At 68.4% G+C, this 17006-nt stretch carries 18 protein-coding genes; 11 read left to right on the top strand and 7 right to left on the bottom strand.

Features of this window, described 5'->3' with window-relative positions; genetic code table 11:
• Positions 1 to 74: 74 nt before the first annotated feature.
• Both cueR and LJB71_RS08110 read right to left on the bottom strand, forming a co-directional pair.
• The gene (gene cueR / locus LJB71_RS08115) at positions 75 to 521 is read right to left on the bottom strand and encodes a Cu(I)-responsive transcriptional regulator (RefSeq protein WP_259303798.1); all 447 of its coding nucleotides are present in this window, start codon (positions 519 to 521) and stop codon (positions 75 to 77) included.
• A gap of 24 nt (positions 522 to 545) precedes the next feature.
• Positions 546 to 2756 (bottom strand): heavy metal translocating P-type ATPase, encoded by a 2211-nt coding sequence (locus LJB71_RS08110; protein WP_310649405.1) that lies wholly within the window; start codon positions 2754 to 2756, stop codon positions 546 to 548.
• Positions 2757 to 2892: 136 nt separating this feature from the next.
• On the opposite strand from LJB71_RS08110, the gene LJB71_RS08105 reads away from it, so the two are divergent.
• From LJB71_RS08105 to LJB71_RS08080, 6 genes are read left to right on the top strand one after another with little or no spacing between them, the layout of a single operon-like run.
• The gene (locus tag LJB71_RS08105; RefSeq protein ID WP_259304768.1) at positions 2893 to 3222 is read left to right on the top strand and encodes a metalloregulator ArsR/SmtB family transcription factor; all 330 of its coding nucleotides are present in this window, start codon (positions 2893 to 2895) and stop codon (positions 3220 to 3222) included.
• A gap of 41 nt (positions 3223 to 3263) precedes the next feature.
• The gene (locus LJB71_RS08100; protein ID WP_259303797.1) at positions 3264 to 4268 is read left to right on the top strand and encodes an ArsJ-associated glyceraldehyde-3-phosphate dehydrogenase; all 1005 of its coding nucleotides are present in this window, start codon (positions 3264 to 3266) and stop codon (positions 4266 to 4268) included.
• A gap of 3 nt (positions 4269 to 4271) precedes the next feature.
• Positions 4272 to 5504, top strand: a complete 1233-nt coding sequence (gene arsJ, locus LJB71_RS08095; protein ID WP_259303796.1) for an organoarsenical effux MFS transporter ArsJ — start codon at positions 4272 to 4274, stop codon at positions 5502 to 5504.
• A 58-nt stretch (positions 5505 to 5562) separates the two neighbouring features.
• Complete coding sequence (locus LJB71_RS08090; protein ID WP_259303795.1) at positions 5563 to 5775, top strand: heavy-metal-associated domain-containing protein; 213 nt, start codon at positions 5563 to 5565, stop codon at positions 5773 to 5775.
• Positions 5772 to 7511 (top strand): copper resistance system multicopper oxidase, encoded by a 1740-nt coding sequence (locus LJB71_RS08085; RefSeq protein WP_259303794.1) that lies wholly within the window; start codon positions 5772 to 5774, stop codon positions 7509 to 7511. Before LJB71_RS08090 ends, LJB71_RS08085 begins: the two co-directional genes overlap by 4 nt.
• Positions 7511 to 8497, top strand: coding sequence for a copper resistance protein B (locus tag LJB71_RS08080; RefSeq protein ID WP_259303793.1), 987 nt, complete (start codon positions 7511 to 7513; stop codon positions 8495 to 8497). The genes LJB71_RS08085 and LJB71_RS08080 overlap by 1 nt, the downstream gene beginning before the upstream one ends.
• 86 nt (positions 8498 to 8583) lie before the next feature.
• On the opposite strand, the gene fur is transcribed toward LJB71_RS08080, so the two are convergent.
• Positions 8584 to 8982, bottom strand: a complete 399-nt coding sequence (gene fur, locus LJB71_RS08075) for a ferric iron uptake transcriptional regulator (RefSeq protein ID WP_259303792.1) — start codon at positions 8980 to 8982, stop codon at positions 8584 to 8586.
• 128 nt (positions 8983 to 9110) lie between these two features.
• Between fur and bamE the strand changes: the two genes are divergently transcribed.
• Positions 9111 to 9509: an outer membrane protein assembly factor BamE gene (gene bamE / locus LJB71_RS08070; protein ID WP_259303791.1), complete on the top strand. Its 399-nt coding sequence runs from the start codon at positions 9111 to 9113 to the stop codon at positions 9507 to 9509.
• Between the two features lie 15 nt (positions 9510 to 9524).
• On the opposite strand, the gene LJB71_RS08065 is transcribed toward bamE, so the two are convergent.
• Positions 9525 to 9788 (bottom strand): RnfH family protein, encoded by a 264-nt coding sequence (locus LJB71_RS08065; protein ID WP_259303790.1) that lies wholly within the window; start codon positions 9786 to 9788, stop codon positions 9525 to 9527.
• The gene (locus LJB71_RS08060; protein WP_259303789.1) at positions 9788 to 10219 is read right to left on the bottom strand and encodes a type II toxin-antitoxin system RatA family toxin; all 432 of its coding nucleotides are present in this window, start codon (positions 10217 to 10219) and stop codon (positions 9788 to 9790) included. The genes LJB71_RS08065 and LJB71_RS08060 overlap by 1 nt, the downstream gene beginning before the upstream one ends.
• 59 nt (positions 10220 to 10278) lie before the next feature.
• Here LJB71_RS08060 and smpB point away from each other — a divergent pair, with 59 nt between their 5' ends.
• From smpB to LJB71_RS08040, 4 genes are all read left to right on the top strand, one after another.
• Positions 10279 to 10773, top strand: coding sequence for an SsrA-binding protein SmpB (gene smpB, locus LJB71_RS08055; RefSeq protein WP_259303788.1), 495 nt, complete (start codon positions 10279 to 10281; stop codon positions 10771 to 10773).
• 238 nt (positions 10774 to 11011) lie between these two features.
• Positions 11012 to 11134: a hypothetical protein gene (locus LJB71_RS08050; protein ID WP_259303787.1), complete on the top strand. Its 123-nt coding sequence runs from the start codon at positions 11012 to 11014 to the stop codon at positions 11132 to 11134.
• A 3-nt stretch (positions 11135 to 11137) separates the two neighbouring features.
• On the top strand, positions 11138 to 11302 hold the full coding sequence (locus LJB71_RS08045; protein WP_259303786.1) for a hypothetical protein: 165 nt from the start codon (positions 11138 to 11140) through the stop codon (positions 11300 to 11302).
• Between the two features lie 298 nt (positions 11303 to 11600).
• Positions 11601 to 12401: a BRO family protein gene (locus LJB71_RS08040; protein WP_259303785.1), complete on the top strand. Its 801-nt coding sequence runs from the start codon at positions 11601 to 11603 to the stop codon at positions 12399 to 12401.
• A gap of 39 nt (positions 12402 to 12440) precedes the next feature.
• Here the strand turns inward: LJB71_RS08040 and LJB71_RS08035 are convergent, their stop codons facing one another.
• Entirely contained in the window at positions 12441 to 16784 is a 4344-nt protein-coding gene (locus tag LJB71_RS08035; RefSeq protein WP_259304767.1) for a PLxRFG domain-containing protein, read from the bottom strand.
• Positions 16784 to 16969, bottom strand: a complete 186-nt coding sequence (locus LJB71_RS08030; protein WP_259304836.1) for a hypothetical protein — start codon at positions 16967 to 16969, stop codon at positions 16784 to 16786. Before LJB71_RS08030 ends, LJB71_RS08035 begins: the two co-directional genes overlap by 1 nt.
• Between the last annotated feature and the right edge of the window lie 37 nt (positions 16970 to 17006).

Genomic DNA, 17006 nt, shown 5'->3' with positions numbered 1-17006 from the left:
GGCCTGCAGCCTCGCACCCCGCGCCTGTGAGTGCCGTCGGTGCATGGCGCGCAGGCGCGTCAGGAAATGCCGAGTCACTGGGTAGCGGCGAGGTCTTCGAGGATCGGACAGGTCGGGCGCTCATCGCCGTGGCAGCGCCGCGCCAGCGTCTCCAGCGTGCGCTGCATCGCCTGCAGCTCGCGAATCTTCTCCTCCAGTTCGGCGACATGCGCCAGCGCCAGCTGCTTGACCTCGGCGCTGGCGCGGTGCGGGTCGTCCCACAGCGCCAGCAGCGCCTGGATCTGCCGGATCGAAAACCCCAGCGAACGCGCGCGCTTGATGAAGCGCAGCCGGTGCAGCTCGGCCTCGCCGTACAGACGATAGCCCGCGAACGTGCGGCTGGCCGGCGTGAGCAGGCCGATCGCCTCGTAGTGGCGGATCATCTTGGCCGACACGCCGGTCAGCGCCGCGGCCTGGCCGATGTTGTGCAGCCCCTGCGCCAGCGCGTCGGCCAGTTCGGGGCGGGGAATGCGCGTTGCCATGCGGTGTCCTCCTGGAGGGTGCGGTCAGTCGCGGGCGCGCGGCGTCCAGCGCCGCAGCAACAGGGCGTTGGTGACGACGCTGACGCTGGAGGCCGCCATCGCCGCCCCGGCCAGCATCGGGTCGAGCAGGCCCAGCGCCGCCAACGGAAGCCCCACCACGTTGTAGACGAAGGCCCAGAACAGGTTCTGATGGATCTTGCGCACGCTGCGCCGGGAGATGTCGATGGCATCCGCCACCAGCCGCGGATCCGGCCGCATCAGGGTGATGCCGGCGGCGTGCATGGCCACATCCGTGCCGCTGCCCAGCGCGAAGCCGACCGTCGCCGCGGCCAGCGCCGGTGCATCGTTGAGGCCATCGCCGACCATCCCCACCGGGCCCTGCGCCGCCAGCGCGCGGATCGCCTCCAGCTTGTCCTGCGGCAGCAGTTCCGCGCGCACTTCGTCTTCCTGCAGGCCGACCTGCGCGGCCAGCGCGCGCGCGGCGCCCTGGCTGTCGCCGGTCAGCAGCAGCGGGCGGATGCCGAGCGCGCGCAGCGCGGCGATCGCCGCCGCCGACTGCGGACGCGGCGCATCCCCGAACGCCAGCAGCCCGCGCGGTTGCCAGCCGTCGGGCGTGGCCACGGCCAGCCAGGATGCGCTCAGCCCGGCCTGCGCAGCAGCATCCGCCAGCGGCTGCAGCGCGGATAAGTCGATGCCCAGCTCCGCCATCCAGCGCGCGTGCCCGAGGGCCAGCCCGACGGCCGTGCCGCCGCCGTCGGCCAGGGTGCCGCGCACGCCGCGCCCGGCCACCGCAGAAATACCCGTGACGGCGGCCGGCGCGATGCCGCGCGCGCGCGCCGCCTCCAACACCGCCTTCGCCAGCGGATGCTCGCTGCCCTGCTGCAGCCCGGCGGCCAGCGCCAGCAGTTCCGACTCATCACCGTTTGGCGCATGCAGCCGCACCAGCGTGGGCTTGCCGACGGTCAGCGTGCCGGTCTTGTCGAACGCCACCGTGCGCAGGCGGCGGGTGGTTTCCAGCGCCTCCACGTCCTGCACCAGGATGCCGGCGCGCGCGGCCACGCCGGTGCCGGCCATCACCGCCGCAGGCGTGGCCAGCCCCAGCGCGCAGGGACAGGCGATCACCAGCACCGCGACCGCGTTGAGCAGCGCCTGCGTCCAGTCGCCGCGGGCCAGGCCCCAGCCGAGCAGCGTGGCCAGCGCAATCGCCATCACCACGGGCACGAACACCGCGCTGACCTTGTCCACGATGCGCTGGATCGGCGCCTTCTTCGCCTGCGCGTCCTCCACCAGGCGCACGATGCGGGCCAGCGCGGTTTCGGCGCCGACCGCGGTGGTGCGCAGCTGCAGCCGCCCTTCGCCGTTGACCGCACCGCCGGTCACGGTGTCACCCGGTGCCTTCGGCACCGGCCGCGACTCGCCACTGAGCAGCGACTCATCGCTGTGGCTGCGGCCATCCACCACCACGCCGTCCACCGGGATGCGTTCGCCCGGCAGCACCACGACCGCGTCGCCCACCGCCACCGCGTCCACCGCCACCTGCGTTTCGATCCCGCCGCGCAGCACCCGCGCGGTGGCCGGCCGCAACGCCTGCAGCGCACGGATGGCGTCGGTGGCCTGGCGCTTGGCGCGCGCCTCCAGCCATTTGCCCAGCAGGATCAGGGTCACCACGACGGCCGAGGATTCGAAATACAGCGGCGGCGGGTGATGGCCCGGCATCGCGGCCAGCAGGTGGTACACGCTCAGGCCATAGGCCGCGCTGGTGCCGAGCGCGACCAGCTGGTCCATGTTGCCGCTGCGCGCGCGCAGTGCGGCGAACCCGGCGCGGTAGAAGCGGCCGCCCAGCCAGAACTGCACCGGCGTCGCCAGCAACCACTGCGCCCAGCCGGGCAGCGCCCAGTGCACGCCGAACGGCATCAGCAGCATCGGCGCGGCCAGCGGCAGCGACAGCAGTGCCGCCAGCCAAAGATGACGGGTTTCGCGGGAGATGGCGGGCGTCATCGTCGGCGGTGGCGCAGCTTCGGCGTGCACGCGGGCGTGGTAGCCGGCCTGCTCCACCGCCTGCAGCAGCCGCGCGGCGGGCACCCCGGGGGCGATGACCGCAGCGGTCTCGGTGGCCAGGTTCACGCTGGCCTCGCGCACGCCCTCGACCTTGCGCAGGGCTTTTTCCACCCGGCCCACGCAGGAGGCGCAGGTCATCCCCTCGATGTCCAGGCGCAGCGGCGATTCGGATTGCACGGGGGCCTCCGGCGGCAAGAGCGAGACGCCAGCTTCGACTTTACCAAGATGGGAAGGTCAAGCCGACGCGACGCGGACTGTCATCCCGGCGTCACATCCGGCGATTACCGTGCCGTCGTTCGATTATTCTGGAAAAATGGAAATAAAAGACGCCACCATTGCCCTCGCCGCACTGGGCCAGGCCACCCGGCTGGCGGTGTTCCGCCTGCTGGTGGAAGCCGGCCCGGACGGCCGCCTGGCCGGAGAAATCGCCGAGGCGCTCTCGCTGCCGGGCGCCACCCTGTCCTTCCATCTGAAAGAGCTCTCCAGCGCCGGCCTGATCCACGCCGAGCCGCAGGGCCGCGCGATCCGCTACCGCGCCGATTTCGCGGCAATGGACGCGCTGATCGGCTTCCTTACCCGCAACTGCTGCGCCGGCAGCGGCGCCCCCGACTGCCTGCCCGGCGCGCGCCGCGGCTGCGCCTGAGCATTCCCCCACGGTTTCCCTCACCAGAAGCGAGCCTCCACATGAACATCCGCATCGGCATCAATGGGTTCGGGCGCATGGGCCGACTGGCCCTGCGCGCCGCCTGGGGCAAGCCCGGGCTATCCTTCGTGCACATCAACGATCCGGCCGGCGACGCCGCCACCCTCGCCCATCTGCTGCAGTTCGATTCGGTGCACGGGCGCTGGAACGCGGCGATCGCCAGCGAGGGCGATGCGCTGGTGATCGAGGGCGTGCGCATTCCGGTCAGCCGCAACCGCGAGCTGGCCGCCACCGACTGGTCCGGCTGCGACGTGGTGATCGAAGCGTCCGGCAAGTTCCGCAAGCCGGACGTGCTGCAGCCTTACCTCGACCAAGGCGTGCGGCGGGTGGTGGTGGCCGCGCCGGTGAAGGCGGCGGGCGCGCTGGACGTGGTGATGGGCGTCAATCACCACCGCTTCGACCCGGCCGTGCACCGCATCGTCTCGGCCGCGTCCTGCACCACCAACTGTCTGGCGCCGCTGGTGAAGGTGATCCATGAGGGCATCGGCATCCGCCACGGCAGCCTGACCACCGTGCACAGCCTGACCAATACCCAGGTGATCGTGGACGCGCCGCACAAGGATCTGCGCCGGGCGCGCGCCTGCGGCAGCAGCCTGATCCCCACCTCCACCGGCTCGGCGACCGCGATCGCGGAAATCTTCCCCGAACTGCGCGGGCGGCTGGACGGGCACGCGGTGCGGGTGCCGCTGACCAATGCCTCGCTCACCGACTGCGTGTTCGAAGTGGAACGCGCGACCAGCGTCGAGGAGGTCAACGGCCTGCTGCGCGCGGCTGCCGAAGGCGGGCTTGCCGGCATCCTCGGCTACGAAACCCGCCCGCTGGTGTCGATCGACTTCCTGCACGACCCGCGCTCCAGCATCGTGGACGCGCCGTCCACGCTGGTGGTGAACGGCACCCAGGTGAAGCTGTATGCCTGGTACGACAACGAATGGGGCTATGCCAACCGGCTCGGCGAGCTGGTGCAGCTGGTCGGCGGCGCGGGCTGAACGATGCTGGCCCGGCTGTCCCCTGAGGTGCGCCAGTACCTGCTGATCACCGGCAACTACTGGGCCTTCACCCTCACCGACGGCGCCCTGCGCATGCTGGTGGTGCTGCATTTCCATCAGCTCGGCTACAGCCCGCTGCAGGTCGCGCTGCTGTTCCTGTTCTACGAGGTGTTCGGGGTCGTCACCAATCTGGTCGGCGGCTGGCTGGGCGCGCGCATCGGGCTCAACCGCACCATGAATCTCGGCCTGCTGCTGCAGGTGGCGGCGCTGGCGATGCTGCTGGTGCCCGCGGCCTGGCTGGCGGTGCCCTGGGTAATGGCGGCGCAGGCGCTGTCGGGGATCGCCAAGGACCTCAACAAGATGAGCGCCAAGGCCAGCATCAAGCTGCTGGTGCCAGGCGGGCAGCAGGGCGCGCTGTTCCGCTGGGTGGCGGCGTTGACCGGCTCCAAGAACGCGCTCAAGGGCGTGGGCTTCTTCCTCGGCGGCGCGCTGCTGGCGGCGATCGGGTTCCGCGCCGCGGTGGCGGCGATGGCCGGGATGCTGCTGCTGGTCTGGCTGGCCAGCCTGCTCCTGCTCAAGCGCGATCTGGGCAAGGCCAAGGCCCGGCCGAAGTTCCGCGAGGCGTTCTCCAAGAGCCGCGCGATCAACCTGCTGTCGACAGCACGGCTGTTCCTGTTCGGTGCGCGCGACGTGTGGTTCGTGGTCGCGCTACCGGTGTTCCTGTACGACGGCCTCGGCTGGGATTTCTGGCAGGTCGGCGGCTTTCTCGCCGCCTGGGTGATCGGCTACGGGCTGGTGCAGTCGCTGGCCCCATGGGTCACCGGCCGCCGCCGCGGGCAGGTGCCGGATGGCCGCAGCGCCGCGGCCTGGGCGCTGGTGCTGGCGCTGGCGCCGGCGCTGATGGCCCTGTTCGACGGCCAGCCGCAGTTCGCACCGGTCCTGATTGGCGGCCTTTTGGTGTTCGGCGTGCTGTTCGCGGTCAACTCCGCCCTGCACAGCTACCTGATCGTAAGCTACGCCAGCGAGGACGGCGTCTCGCTGGACGTCGGCTTCTACTACATGGCCAACGCGATGGGCCGCCTGCTCGGCACGGTGCTGTCAGGCTGGGTGTTCCAGGTCGCGGGGCTTACCGCCTGCCTGTGGATCTCGGCTGCGTTCGTGCTGATCGCCGCGCTGATCTCGCTGGCACTGCCGCGGCACGATCGGTCAGGCAGCTCTCCGGCCACGTCGGCTTGACCTTCCCATGCTGGAAAGGCGGATGCTATGCCCCCATGGGCTGCAAAGGAGCGACGCCATGCGCTTGCACGTCGACAATATGAGTTGCCAGCACTGCGTCCAGGCCGTCACTGCTGCATTGCGCGCGCTGGATCCGCAGGCACAGGTCGAGGTGGACCTTGCCTGCGGCGAAGTGACCGTCCGCGGGCAGTTCGATGCCGAAGCGGCGATCCGGGCGCTGGCCGAGGCGGATTATCCGGCGCGCCTGCTGGCGGACGCCGATCCGGTATGACCGACCGCACCCGCCGCCGCCTGCTGCAAGGGGCCGCGCTGGGCGCCGGCGCGCTGGCGTTGCGCCCGCTGTGGGCGCTGGCCTCGCCTGGCCAGCCCAGCGTGCTCGCCGGCAATGCCTTCGACCTGCGCATCGGGCGCACGCCGGTGGACATCACCGGTCGCCCCGCCTCCGCCTTCACCGTCAATGGCCTGCTGCCCGGCCCGGTGCTGCGCTGGCGCGAGGGCGACACCGTGGACATCCGGGTGCGCAACACGCTGGACGAGCCCAGTTCCATCCACTGGCACGGCCTGCTGCTGCCGGCCAACATGGACGGCGTGCCTGGGATGAGTTTCGACGGCATTCCGCCCGGCGGCGAATACCGCTACCGCTTCCGGGTGCGGCAGAGCGGCACCTACTGGTACCACAGCCATTCCAGCCTGCAGGAGCAGGCCGGACTGCTGGGCGCGATCATCATCGACCCGGCCGGCCCGGATCCGCTGGCCTGCGAACGCGACTACGTGGTGCTGCTGTCGGACTGGACCGACCTGCCGCCGCAGCGACTGCTGGCGCGGATGAAGAAGCGCAGCGACTACGACAATTTCTACAAGCGCACGCTCGGGGATTTCGTGCGCGATGTCCGCCGCGACGGGCTGGCCGCCACCCTGGCCGACCGCCGCGCCTGGGGCGCGATGCGCATGAGCCCCACCGACCTGGCCGACGTCAACGGCCACACCTACAGCTTCCTCGCCAACGGCCACACCGCCGCGCAGAACTGGACCGCGCTGTTCGCGCCGGGTGAGCGCGTGCGGCTGCGCTTCATCAACGGCGCGGCGATGACCTTCTTCGACGTGCGCATCCCCGGCCTGGCGATGACCGTGGTCGCCGCCGATGGTCAGCCGGTGCAGCCGGTGGACATCGACGAGTTCCGCATCGCCCCGGCGGAAACCTTCGATGTCATCGTGCAGCCGCGTGACGATGCGGCTTACACCGTGTTCGCACAGGCGATGGACCGCAGCGGCTACACCCGCATCACCCTCGCCCCGCGCGCAGGGATGCAGGCATTGATCCCGGCGCTGGACCGGCGCCCGCTGCTGACCATGGACGACATGGGACACGGCGGCCACACCGGCCACGGCAAGGCCGCCACGGCCGAGATGACCTGCGGCGCCGCGATGGGCATGCCCGGCATGGCCATGGCCGGGATGGACCACGGGACGCACGGCGGTGGCATGCAGGCGCACCCCGCCAGCGAGACCGGCAACCCGGACGTGGACATGCAGACCATGATGCCCACGCCGCGCCTGGACGACCCCGGCATCGGCCTGCGCGACAACGGCCGCCGCGTGCTGCGCTACGCCGACCTGCGCAGCCTGCAAGCGCCTGCGGACGATCGCCTGCCATCGCGCGAGATCGAGCTGCACCTCACCGGCAACATGGAGCGCTTCACCTGGGGCTTCGACGGCATCCGCTTCAGTGATGCCGAGCCGATCCGGCTGCGCTATGGCGAGCGCGTGCGGCTGGTGCTGGTCAACGACACCATGATGGAGCACCCCATCCACCTGCACGGCATGTGGAGCGACCTGGAAGATGCCGATGGCCGCTTCCTCGTGCGCAAGCACACGGTCCGCGTTCCGCCGGGCACCCGCCGCAGCATCCGGGTCACCGCGGATGCGCTCGGGCGCTGGGCCTTCCACTGCCACATGCTGCTGCACATGGAAACCGGAATGATGCGCGAAGTGCGGGTGGAGGAATGATGCGCCGCCTCTTTCTGTCGCCCATGCTGTTCTGGGCCGGCATGGCCGCCGCGCAGTCGCACGGGCACCACGGGCATGCGATGCCGATGCCCATGCCGCCGTCGCCTGCCGCATCGGCGCCGGCAGAAGCCGCGGATGCGCATGCCGGCCATGAGGCCAATGGCGGGCCTGCCACACGGCACACCGGACAATCCGCCGGACAGCATGCCCAGGCCCCGCAAGCCGATCGTGCCGGGCACGGCAATCACGCCGAACAGGCCGATCCCATCGCCCCGGCCCCGGCCAACCCTTACCAGGTGCCACCGGTGACCGCGGCGGACCGCGCCGCCGCTTTTCCACCGCTGCACGGCCGCCACGTGCATGATGATCCGCTGGTCTGGATGGTGCAGGCCGACCGCTTCGAATACACCCAGAGCGATGCGCTGGCCTGGTCGGGCAAAGCCTGGATCGGGCACGACCGCGGCCGCCTGTGGCTGCGCAGCGAGGGCGAACGCGCCCACGGCCATACCGATGCCAGCCTCGAGGCGCTGTGGGGCCGCCCGCTGGATGCCTGGTGGGACGTGCTGGCCGGCCTCCGCCACGACAACGCCGGCCCCGGCCCCACGCGCGACTGGCTGGCCTTCGGCGTGCAGGGACTGGCCCCGTACAAGTTCGAAGTGCAGGCCACCGCCTACCTGGGCAGCGGTGGGCGCGCGATGCTGCGCGCCGAAGCCGACTACGAACTGCTGCTCACCAACCGCCTGATCCTGCAGCCGCGGCTGGAGGCCGTGCTGTACGGGCGCGCCGATCCCGCGCGCGGCACCGGGGCGGGCCTGGCGCAGACATCGCAGGGTCTGCGGCTGCGCTACGAGATCCGGCGCGAATTCGCGCCCTACCTCGGCTATGCCTGGACGCAGCGGCATGGCGGCACCGCAGGCTTTGCACGCCTGCGCGGCGAACCCGTGCGTGACCATGGCTGGGTCGCCGGCGTGCGCTTCTGGTTCTGACGCCTTCCTGGCGTCCGCCTGCCAGTTCCCGTTCGTGGTGAATCTGCGAACCACGGGCGGGAGCCGCGTGCGGCCGCCGCAGGATTTCAGCGCTTCTTGCGCACGTACAGCACCAGCGCGTGATCGACGATCTCGTAGCCGTGTTCGGCGGCGATCTTGTGCTGCAGCCGCTCGATCTCCTCGTTCTGGAACTCGATCACCTTGCCGGTGTCCACGTCCACCATGTGGTCGTGATGGATGCCGCGGTCCAGCTCGTACACCGCGGTGCCGCCGTCGAAATTGTGCTTGAGCACCAGGTGCGCGGCCTCGAACTGGGTCAGCACCCGGTAGATGGTCGCAAGGCCAATGTCCTCGCCCTCGGCCAGCAGCTGCCTGTAGATGTCCTCGGCGGTCATGTGCCGGGGCTTGGCATGCTCCAGCAGCTCCAGGATCCGCAGCCGCGGATGGGTGACCTTGAGTCCCGCCTTGCGAAGATCCGGCGTCATCGAAAACCCTCCGTCGCGGGCACAACCGGCAACCGCGCATGAATGCAAACGCCCGTGCAGGCCATGCTGGCCGATGCATGTGGCCGGGAGTGTATCATCGCAATTCCCGCCACTGCCCCGCCCCGCCGATGCGCAAGCTGCTTCCCCTCGTCCTGGCCACCCTGCTCGTGAGCGGCTGCGGGTTGGTGTACCGGCAGCCGATCTTCCAGGGCAACCTGCTGGAAAAGACCGCGGTAGACCAGCTGCAGGCCGGCATGGACCAGCGTCAGGTGATGATGCTGCTGGGCACCCCCTCGATCGAGGATCCGTTCCACCACGACCGCTGGGACTACGTCGCCAGCCAGCGTATCGGCCGCACCGGCGCGCCGGTGGTCAAGACCATGACCCTGTGGTTCGAGAATGGCCAGCTGGCGCGCTGGGAGGGCGAGTACTTCCCCGAGCAGGACGAAACCCTGGCCAACAATTCGATCCGCTACTTCGGCCCGAACCTGGCCAAGGACAAGGACAAGAAGAAGCGCGGCCGCTGAGGCCAAGGTACGGCATCAACGCCTCGTGCGCGCCCCGGCGCGTCTGCGGCGCGCCTGCATCGGATCGCACTGCAGCGGTCGCAGCAGTTCGATGCGATCGCCCTCTTCCAGCGGGGTCTGCGGCCCGGCCGTCTGCCCGAATACCGCCAGGGCGACGAACTCTGTGTCCAGCGCCCAACCGGCTGCCGCGAGGGCATCGGCTACGACCGCGCCAGCCGGCACGTGCACCACCGCCGCTTCGAACCGCCCCGCCCAGGCGCGCACCAGCTCCACCCGCATCAGCCGCCACCCCGGTCTGCTTCGCGCACGAAATCGTCCACCATGCGGTCGGCCAGCCCCTGCATGCCCAGTTGCAGCGCCGGCCCAAGCAGGCGGTTCAGCGGCTCGAAATCCAGCCGCAGGCTGACCTTGCAGGCGCATTCGTCCAGCGCATGGAACTCCCAGCGCCCCTGCAAATGGCGGAACGGCCCATCGCGCAGTGTCATCTCGATGTGATGCGGCGGCGCGAGCCTGTTCTCGGTAGTGAACCAGGTGTGGAAGCCGCCGAGCCCGAGGTCGAGTCGCGCCACCAGCCGCTCCGGGCCTTCCTCCAGCACCTGTGCCTGGCGGCACCAGTCGAAGCGGCGCGGATAGGCCTGCACGTCGTTCACCAGGGCGAACATGCGGCGGGCGGAGTGTTCGACGAGGGCGCTGCGCTGGATGACGGGCATCGTGGGGTCCGTGCGGCCCGGATGCACCGCGCGGCATCCGGATCGGCGAGAATGGCGGGATGAGCAAGAAGAACGGCAAGGATAAGCCAAACGGCGGCGGCACCATCGCGCTCAACAAGCGTGCGCGCCACGAATACAGCTTCGAGCAGAAGTTCGAGGCCGGCCTTGCCCTGCAGGGCTGGGAGCTGAAAGCGATCCGCGCCGGTCGCGCCAATATCGGCGATGCCTACGCGGTGGTACTGCAGGGCGAGCTGTTCCTGATCGGCGCCCAGATCACGCCACTGATCCAGGCCTCCACCCACGTGGTCGCCAACGACCGCCGCACGCGCAAGCTGCTGCTGCACCGGCACGAGATCGACACCCTGATCGGCCGCATCCAGCGCGACGGCTACACCCTGGTGCCGACTGCACTATACTGGAAAGGCAATAAAGTCAAGGCCGAGCTGGCGCTGGCCAAGGGCAAGAAGACGCATGACAAACGCGAGGCCAGCAAGGAACGCGACTGGAACCGCGAAAAGCAGCGCCTGCTGCGCCGGCACAACAAGGACGCCTGAGCGCACGAACCACCCGCGCGCGTCGCGCGCAATGGCTCGCCATTCCCGCGCGAGCGCCACGAATGGAATCGCCCCAAAGCAAAACGGCCACCTTGCGGCGGCCGTTGGCATGGAACTGCGGATTCGGAGATGGCGTCCCTACGGCGAACCGAACAAGTCACCGGAATGGCCATGCGGGCCACAATACCGTTGCGGTACTTGCACAGGGAGAGACGAAATGCGCGCTTGGTGGATCGTGATGCTGCTGGTGCTCGTCGGGGCCACTAGGATGTTTGGTATCGTCGGAGCAATCGTCGTGCTCGCGGCCTGGGCTGGGATTCAGTATTTGGCGAAGCGCAATGAAGTCCAGCAGAAGGAATGAGCAATGTCCGATGATCGAGGAAACAACACGGTGGAGACGGTGGCGAAGACGATCTTCGTACTGTTCCTGATCTCCGTGTTTTTGCGGTTCTGCAGCGGGCGAGACCCCGGCATTACCGATGCGGAGCTTCACAAGGCCGATCGAGCTGCAGAGCGCGTTGGCAGGTGAAATCCGACGAACGGTCAACCGAGTTGCTTATGGGACACCTAGAATGCGGTAGCGTTTCATCGTCGAGGTAAGTCCCTCGGCCGGGCTTGGAATCCCGGATATCACAGGCGCGAAAGCGCCCGATGCGGCGCTTTTTCATGCCCGCAGGTCGGGCGTGCGCAGCGCAACCCGTCTCTGGCGGGCGGCGCAGGTGGCACCGCAAGGTGCGCCGGCCCTGTGACCGGTATTCCAACGCCTGCGTCGTCCGTCGCCTTGCTTGGAATCGAGGCGGCGGACTCCAACATCACAGGAGTCCACCATGAAGAAGCCAGCACCAGCCGTCCCAGCCGTCTTTACGTTCGAGTCGGCCTACCCCGTTCGCATCATCGACATCGGCGGCGAGCCTTGGTTCGTCGCCGTTGACGTTTGTGGGGTCTTGGGAATCCAGAACGCTACTCAAGCTGTAGGCAGGCTCGATCCAGACGAACGGGCTATGTTCAACATAGGGCGTCAAGGGAAGGCGGCTGTCGTCAGCGAATCCGGCCTCTATACCTTGGTCATGCGCTGCCGGGATGCGGTGAAGGCCGGCAGCATCCCCCACAAGTTCCGGAAGTGGGTGACGTCCGAGGTCCTGCCGTCGATCCGCAAGCACGGGTTCTACGCCGTCGCGGCGAAGCCGCCGGCACGGTATACGGACAGCCACGTTGGCGGGGAGAAGCTGACGGCCCAGGACATGGCGAACCTTCGGCGCGCGGTGTGGCGAATCAGTGTGGGCGGAGCTGGTGGGGAGGAAGCCTGGACGCGCGCGGTCTGGGCAGCCCTGCGCAAAGCCGTGGGCCGGCGGGATGTGCTGCTTGTCGATCACCTCCCGGTGCTGGGCGATGTCCTGCGGCGTGCGGCGCGTCTCTCGGATGCGGCATCGACCGTCGCCTCACACGTCGGCGCAGCCGCGATGCGGGCTCTGGTGGATGGCGGCCCGGATGACCAGGTGAAAGTGCCACCGCTGAACGTCGCCAAGGAGGCTTCCAAGCTGAGCTGGTGGACGGAGCGGGAGGTGGAGCGCCTGCTCACGCGAGGCGAGCCGATCATGGATCATCCGGAGGCCGGGGAGCCAGCCTGAGCGAATAGCTGGGGCCGGCGGCTGCCGGCCCCGCTTCCATCACTCCGCGAACCGCGCCTGCTCGCGCGCGTCCTCCGCGATGCGCCGATCCAGCACGATGCCGCCCTCCGCGCGTGCGATGTACCGCATGCGGCTGGCCAGCGAGCGCCGGATCGTGTCCAGAGTGATGCCCATGGCCGGGTGCTTCGCGTTCCACTTCTGGATCTTGGCCAGCGCCTTCTGGATGCCGTCCGGGTCCTCCGCGCGCCAGGCCATCGCGTAGGCGTTCAGCAGGGACTTGCGGCGGTCGAGGATGCGCTGCTCGTAGTTCTTGGCTGCGTTGTTGGCCTCGTACTGCTCCGTCACCTCAGCCGGCGTGAAGCCCGCGAGCTGCATCAGTGTCTGGTGCAGGCCGACATCCTCGATCAGAGGGTCGCCGCGCATGGTGTTGACGCCCTCCTTGCCGTAGCGCAAGGCCTTCATCGCGTCCTTGACCGACTTCGGCGCCATGGTCTCGATGCCGCGCCAAGTGTTGCCCTCGGCGATCATTTTGCTGCCGCGCAGGGTGTTCACCAGCATGCCGCCAACAACCGGGCCGGCCGCCTGCTCCAGCAGGTAGTCGGCCATGGCCTGCCCTTCCAGCTCCCGGTCCGGGCTGCGCAGCCACAGCTCGTTCAGACCCACGCGGCTGCCGAACTCGATGCCGGTCAGGCTTTCCATCGGCCCCTGCGTCAGGATCCGCGCGACGTCCGGACCCAACAGATCGGCCAGGAAGTTGCGGAACTCGACCTCAGCATCGAACGGATCATCGTCGTCGCCGAACAACGCCGCAGCCGCATTCGCCAAGTCAAACATCAGCCCCATCAGCGGCAGGCCCATCACGCCAGAGAACAGGGCGGTCATGCCCAGCACGCCAGCCAACTTCTTGCGGGCCTCCTTGCGCACGGCCGGGGTCTCGCCCTTGGTGCCCAGGTAGAAGTTTCGCCACAGGAACCAGGTCATGTTGAGGCTGTACTGCCGGAACAGCAGGAAGACCTTGGCCGCGTTGCTCTGCATCCAGCGGGCACGGTTCGCGTTCGAGTTGCCGGTCACGAACACAGCGCCCCTGCGCCGGGCAATCCAGGTGCCATGTGCAGTCGTCGGGCACCACACCGTATCCACAGTCCGCTCGGTTCGGGTGAGCCCCTTGGCGATCGTGCGCTGGCTCGGGCGCAATCCGCCCATGAGGATCATCGTCTTCCCGTTGGACGTGAGGGTCGCGGTACGACCAAGTGCCGTGGCCATGGCCTGCAGCACATGCAGGTTCTGAACGCCATGGTCGGCCTGGTCGATTGTGTAGCAGCCGGCGCCCCTGCGATGACCGTCGCCCTTGGCGAAGGCGTCCAGCAAAGCCTCCATTTCTTCGGCCGTCATGGTGCGGAACAGGTCGAAGGTCAGTAGATTGTCCGGCATCAGCTCGAGCACTCGCTTGCGCAGGTCGCCGCCGATCGTCCAAGTGATCGTGCCGTTGGCAGCAGGTTTTTGCTCGGAATGAACCGGGGCGATGCGCGCGAGGATGCCCCGGATTTCTTCGACGTGAGCGGGGTTGTGCTTGATCGACTGCGACAGGCGGACATCATTCTTCGCCTTGCAGTTGCGGAACTTCGCGTACCAGCCCTCGGCGGAAATCCACCCCAGCAGGGCGGCCAAGTCGCGCCCATACACTCCGGCGCGGCCATCAATGGCCGCCAGCGGGGAGCGGAGGACGTGGTGGCTTCCCTTGAGGTCGCGTGCCTGCACTTTCGACACAGGCCCCCATCCCTTGCCGCTCTCGTGCCGCTGCATCACGACATCGTGGTTAGGAGTAAGCGCCATCGAGAATCGGCGAGAAGACGAGAACTCGATTACCTGCTTCTCCCCAGCGAACACGTTGATCGCGCTAGCAGTGGACTCAACCGCGCGCCCTGATTCGTCAACCGACAGCAGCACGTCGCCGACCTTGATTTGGTCGTAGCGCTTCCAGCCATCCAGCGTAAGAGCCTCGGTCTCGGTGTCGACGCAGTAGTCGAAGTGCGATTCGGTGACCACGTCCGCGGCGTACTGGACGGCCGTGTGGAAGTCCTGCCCTTCGGAGCGCGCGAGACGGAATGCCGCCAGCGCGGTGGCCTCGCGGTTCACCACCTCGGCCTTGTGGAACATCAGCGAGACCAGCTCCATGCCGCGCCTCGCCACCGGGTTGTAGCTGCGGGTGTCCGTCTCGGACAGGCCGGCCAGGTTGTGAGCCATGGTCCGGTCGATGGCGCCGGACTTCTCCCACATCTCGAACGCGGTACGCTCCTCGTCACTCAGGCCGCGGGTCAGGTCGCCGTTCACGTTGCGCAGGGCGCGCCCCGTGGCCGCCGCCAGGGTGTTCCAGGCCTTGGCCACGCCGAAGCGCGACGCCAGCACCGGGAAGGTGACGATCGCGGTCTGGGTCAGGTTCACCGCCGCCGCCGCCGGCGTCATGCCCAGATACCACACGAAGCCCAGCGAGGTCAGCCAGCTCACAGCCTTGCTGTCCTTGGGGTTCATCACCCACTCGTGGCGCTGGCCCAGCTCGGTGGTCAGGGCGGCCGCCTTCGCCGCGCGCTCGGGGTCGTCGCCGGCCAGCGCCGCGGTCGCCTTCTTGAGGCTGTCCAGCAGCTCCACCAGCTTGTGGCTGTGCCGCACGCGCGCGATCTGGTAGCTGCCGTGGAACACGTTGCCGCTGAACGCGCGCAGGGCATCGCCGCTGTAGCCCTCCACCTTCTTGCGGTGGATGAAGTGCTTGCGCATGGACAGGTCCGGCAGGGTCCGCAGGTACATCTGCCACACGTTGTCCATCACCTGCTTATCCGCGCCCGACTGCTTGAGCACGCCCTCGAGGTCGGCCATGAAGGCCGACGACACGCCGGCGACGCTGCGCGCCTCGGCGATCTTGCGGCCAGCCTCCTTCACCACGTAGCCGCGGCGCGCGAGGTCGGTCTGCCCGGCACGCCACTCCTGTACGTTCTCGTACATGAAGAACGCCGGCTTGCCGTCCTTCTCGGCGTTGATCCAGAACTCACCGAAGCGGGCCAGCGGGAAATACGGGCCGCGCACGCGGGCGTCCTCGAAGGTCTGACGGACCTGGGCGATGTAAGCGTCGCGCACGTCGCCAGACTCCACGCTGTCCTTCACGCGGGCGATGATCGCGTCGCGCAGGGCCTTGGAGTGGTCGTCGTAGACCTGCCGGGCCGACTGGTAGACCTGGCGTCCCTGCTCCGGCAGCGCCTGGTAGCGGCGCACCAGCTCCGGGTACGCCTGCACACGGGCCTGCTCCTCGGCCAGCAGCGCCTCCAGCTCGCCTCGCTCGGCCACCAGCCCGCGGCGGATCTGATCGCTCGGGTCGGCGTCCAGGTCGGCGTCCACCATGGCAATGCGCCGGGCGATCGACTCGGCCGTGACCGCCTCGTTGCCGCCGCGCTTGGTCGCCCCGGTCATCAGCGGGATGTAGCTCTGCGAAGGGTCAACCCCGGCAATAGTCGCGTCGTGCATCAGGTTGGCGGTCGCATCGGCGCCGGCGCGATCGGTCCTCTGGAACTTCTCCCAGATATCAGCCACCTTGGCGCCTGCCTCCTGCAGGGCGTTGCGATCGGTCGTCATCTGCTGGACACGCTTCGCGTAGGCATCCACCTGCTTCAAGTGGATGTCATTCCCAAGCTCGGCCAGGTGGCGCAGGGTCAGGGCACCCAGCCATGCGGGGCGCGTATTCTCTACGGCACTGCTGATTGGCCCGCGGTTCCACCATGTGCGCAACGCATCAAACACAGAGCCACGCACGGTGCGTGCATCCATGGCCTCCAGCGTCTTTTCAGGATCCGGGCGGCTAAACTTGAGGCCGCCGCTGGTCGGCATTTCCGCCACCACGACGTCGAACGGGTACAGGTTCCCGTCTTCGTCGTGGAACACGTTGTCGATGTGGGCATCCTCGATGACAGCGCCACTGGCCGTGTGCCTGTAGCGCGGAACGCCTGGGTAGCCATCTTCCTGCCATCCGCGCGCCACCATGCCCTCGCGCAATGCGTCCTGGCTGCTGAACTTCTTGCCATAGACGAATGGCTGCGCCGTCCAGATGACGGCATGGCCTGGGATGTCCGCTGACTCAGAGACGCCAATCAGCCGCGTTTGCAGGGATGGGAATGTGGAATTGAAGTCATCCAGCCGAGCAAGGTACTGCGCCGGGGAAATATCGGAACGCGGACCGAAGAACCCGTTGTCCGTGGCACGGATGACAAAGCGTGCATCGCCTGATCCGACGACAAAGACGCGGTGCTCGGCCCCGCCAAGCACAGGAAGCGTATCCAGGCGCGCCAGGATGGGATGATCGCTATCCCAGAAGAACCCTTCCGCCTTGGCGCGCTCGATCAGTCGCGCGGATTGGGTTCGGATTTCTTCTCGGCTGGCGTCGCCTTGGTGCGCCGCACCAGACCCGTTGCGAGCGACTGTCCCAATAGCTTCGGGGCTTGCGCCAACTGCTCTCGGACCGCTTCCTCCGAGGTGTATTTCGGCAGCCCACTGTGCAAGCCGAGATTGGAGGGCTTCTTCTGCATGGGCGTACTCTACTCCTTCCGAATCCTTCATGGAATC

The organism is Thermomonas sp. S9 (assembly GCF_024704365.1).
Taxonomy (GTDB): domain Bacteria; phylum Pseudomonadota; class Gammaproteobacteria; order Xanthomonadales; family Xanthomonadaceae; genus Thermomonas.
Note: the sequence above shows the minus strand (reverse complement) of the source record. Positions and strands in the feature narration are given on the sequence as shown.

Excerpts from the sequence above, each read along its gene's own strand:
- LJB71_RS08090 (WP_259303795.1), top strand. The coding sequence starts at position 5,563 with ATGCGCTTGCACGTCGACAATATGAGTTGCCAGCACTGCGTCCAGGCC.
- LJB71_RS08105 (WP_259304768.1), top strand. The coding sequence starts at position 2,893 with ATGGAAATAAAAGACGCCACCATTGCCCTCGCCGCACTGGGCCAGGCC.
- LJB71_RS08040 (WP_259303785.1), top strand. The coding sequence starts at position 11,601 with ATGAAGAAGCCAGCACCAGCCGTCCCAGCCGTCTTTACGTTCGAGTCG.
- fur (WP_259303792.1), bottom strand. The coding sequence starts at position 8,982 with ATGACGCCGGATCTTCGCAAGGCGGGACTCAAGGTCACCCATCCGCGG.
- LJB71_RS08030 (WP_259304836.1), bottom strand. The coding sequence starts at position 16,969 with ATGCAGAAGAAGCCCTCCAATCTCGGCTTGCACAGTGGGCTGCCGAAA.
- LJB71_RS08100 (WP_259303797.1), top strand. The coding sequence starts at position 3,264 with ATGAACATCCGCATCGGCATCAATGGGTTCGGGCGCATGGGCCGACTG.
- bamE (WP_259303791.1), top strand. The coding sequence starts at position 9,111 with ATGCGCAAGCTGCTTCCCCTCGTCCTGGCCACCCTGCTCGTGAGCGGC.
- LJB71_RS08060 (WP_259303789.1), bottom strand. The coding sequence starts at position 10,219 with ATGCCCGTCATCCAGCGCAGCGCCCTCGTCGAACACTCCGCCCGCCGC.
- arsJ (WP_259303796.1), top strand. The coding sequence starts at position 4,272 with ATGCTGGCCCGGCTGTCCCCTGAGGTGCGCCAGTACCTGCTGATCACC.
- LJB71_RS08050 (WP_259303787.1), top strand. The coding sequence starts at position 11,012 with ATGCTGCTGGTGCTCGTCGGGGCCACTAGGATGTTTGGTATCGTCGGA.
- LJB71_RS08080 (WP_259303793.1), top strand. The coding sequence starts at position 7,511 with ATGCGCCGCCTCTTTCTGTCGCCCATGCTGTTCTGGGCCGGCATGGCC.
- LJB71_RS08085 (WP_259303794.1), top strand. The coding sequence starts at position 5,772 with ATGACCGACCGCACCCGCCGCCGCCTGCTGCAAGGGGCCGCGCTGGGC.
- cueR (WP_259303798.1), bottom strand. The coding sequence starts at position 521 with ATGGCAACGCGCATTCCCCGCCCCGAACTGGCCGACGCGCTGGCGCAG.
- smpB (WP_259303788.1), top strand. The coding sequence starts at position 10,279 with ATGAGCAAGAAGAACGGCAAGGATAAGCCAAACGGCGGCGGCACCATC.
- LJB71_RS08065 (WP_259303790.1), bottom strand. The coding sequence starts at position 9,788 with ATGCGGGTGGAGCTGGTGCGCGCCTGGGCGGGGCGGTTCGAAGCGGCG.
- LJB71_RS08045 (WP_259303786.1), top strand. The coding sequence starts at position 11,138 with ATGTCCGATGATCGAGGAAACAACACGGTGGAGACGGTGGCGAAGACG.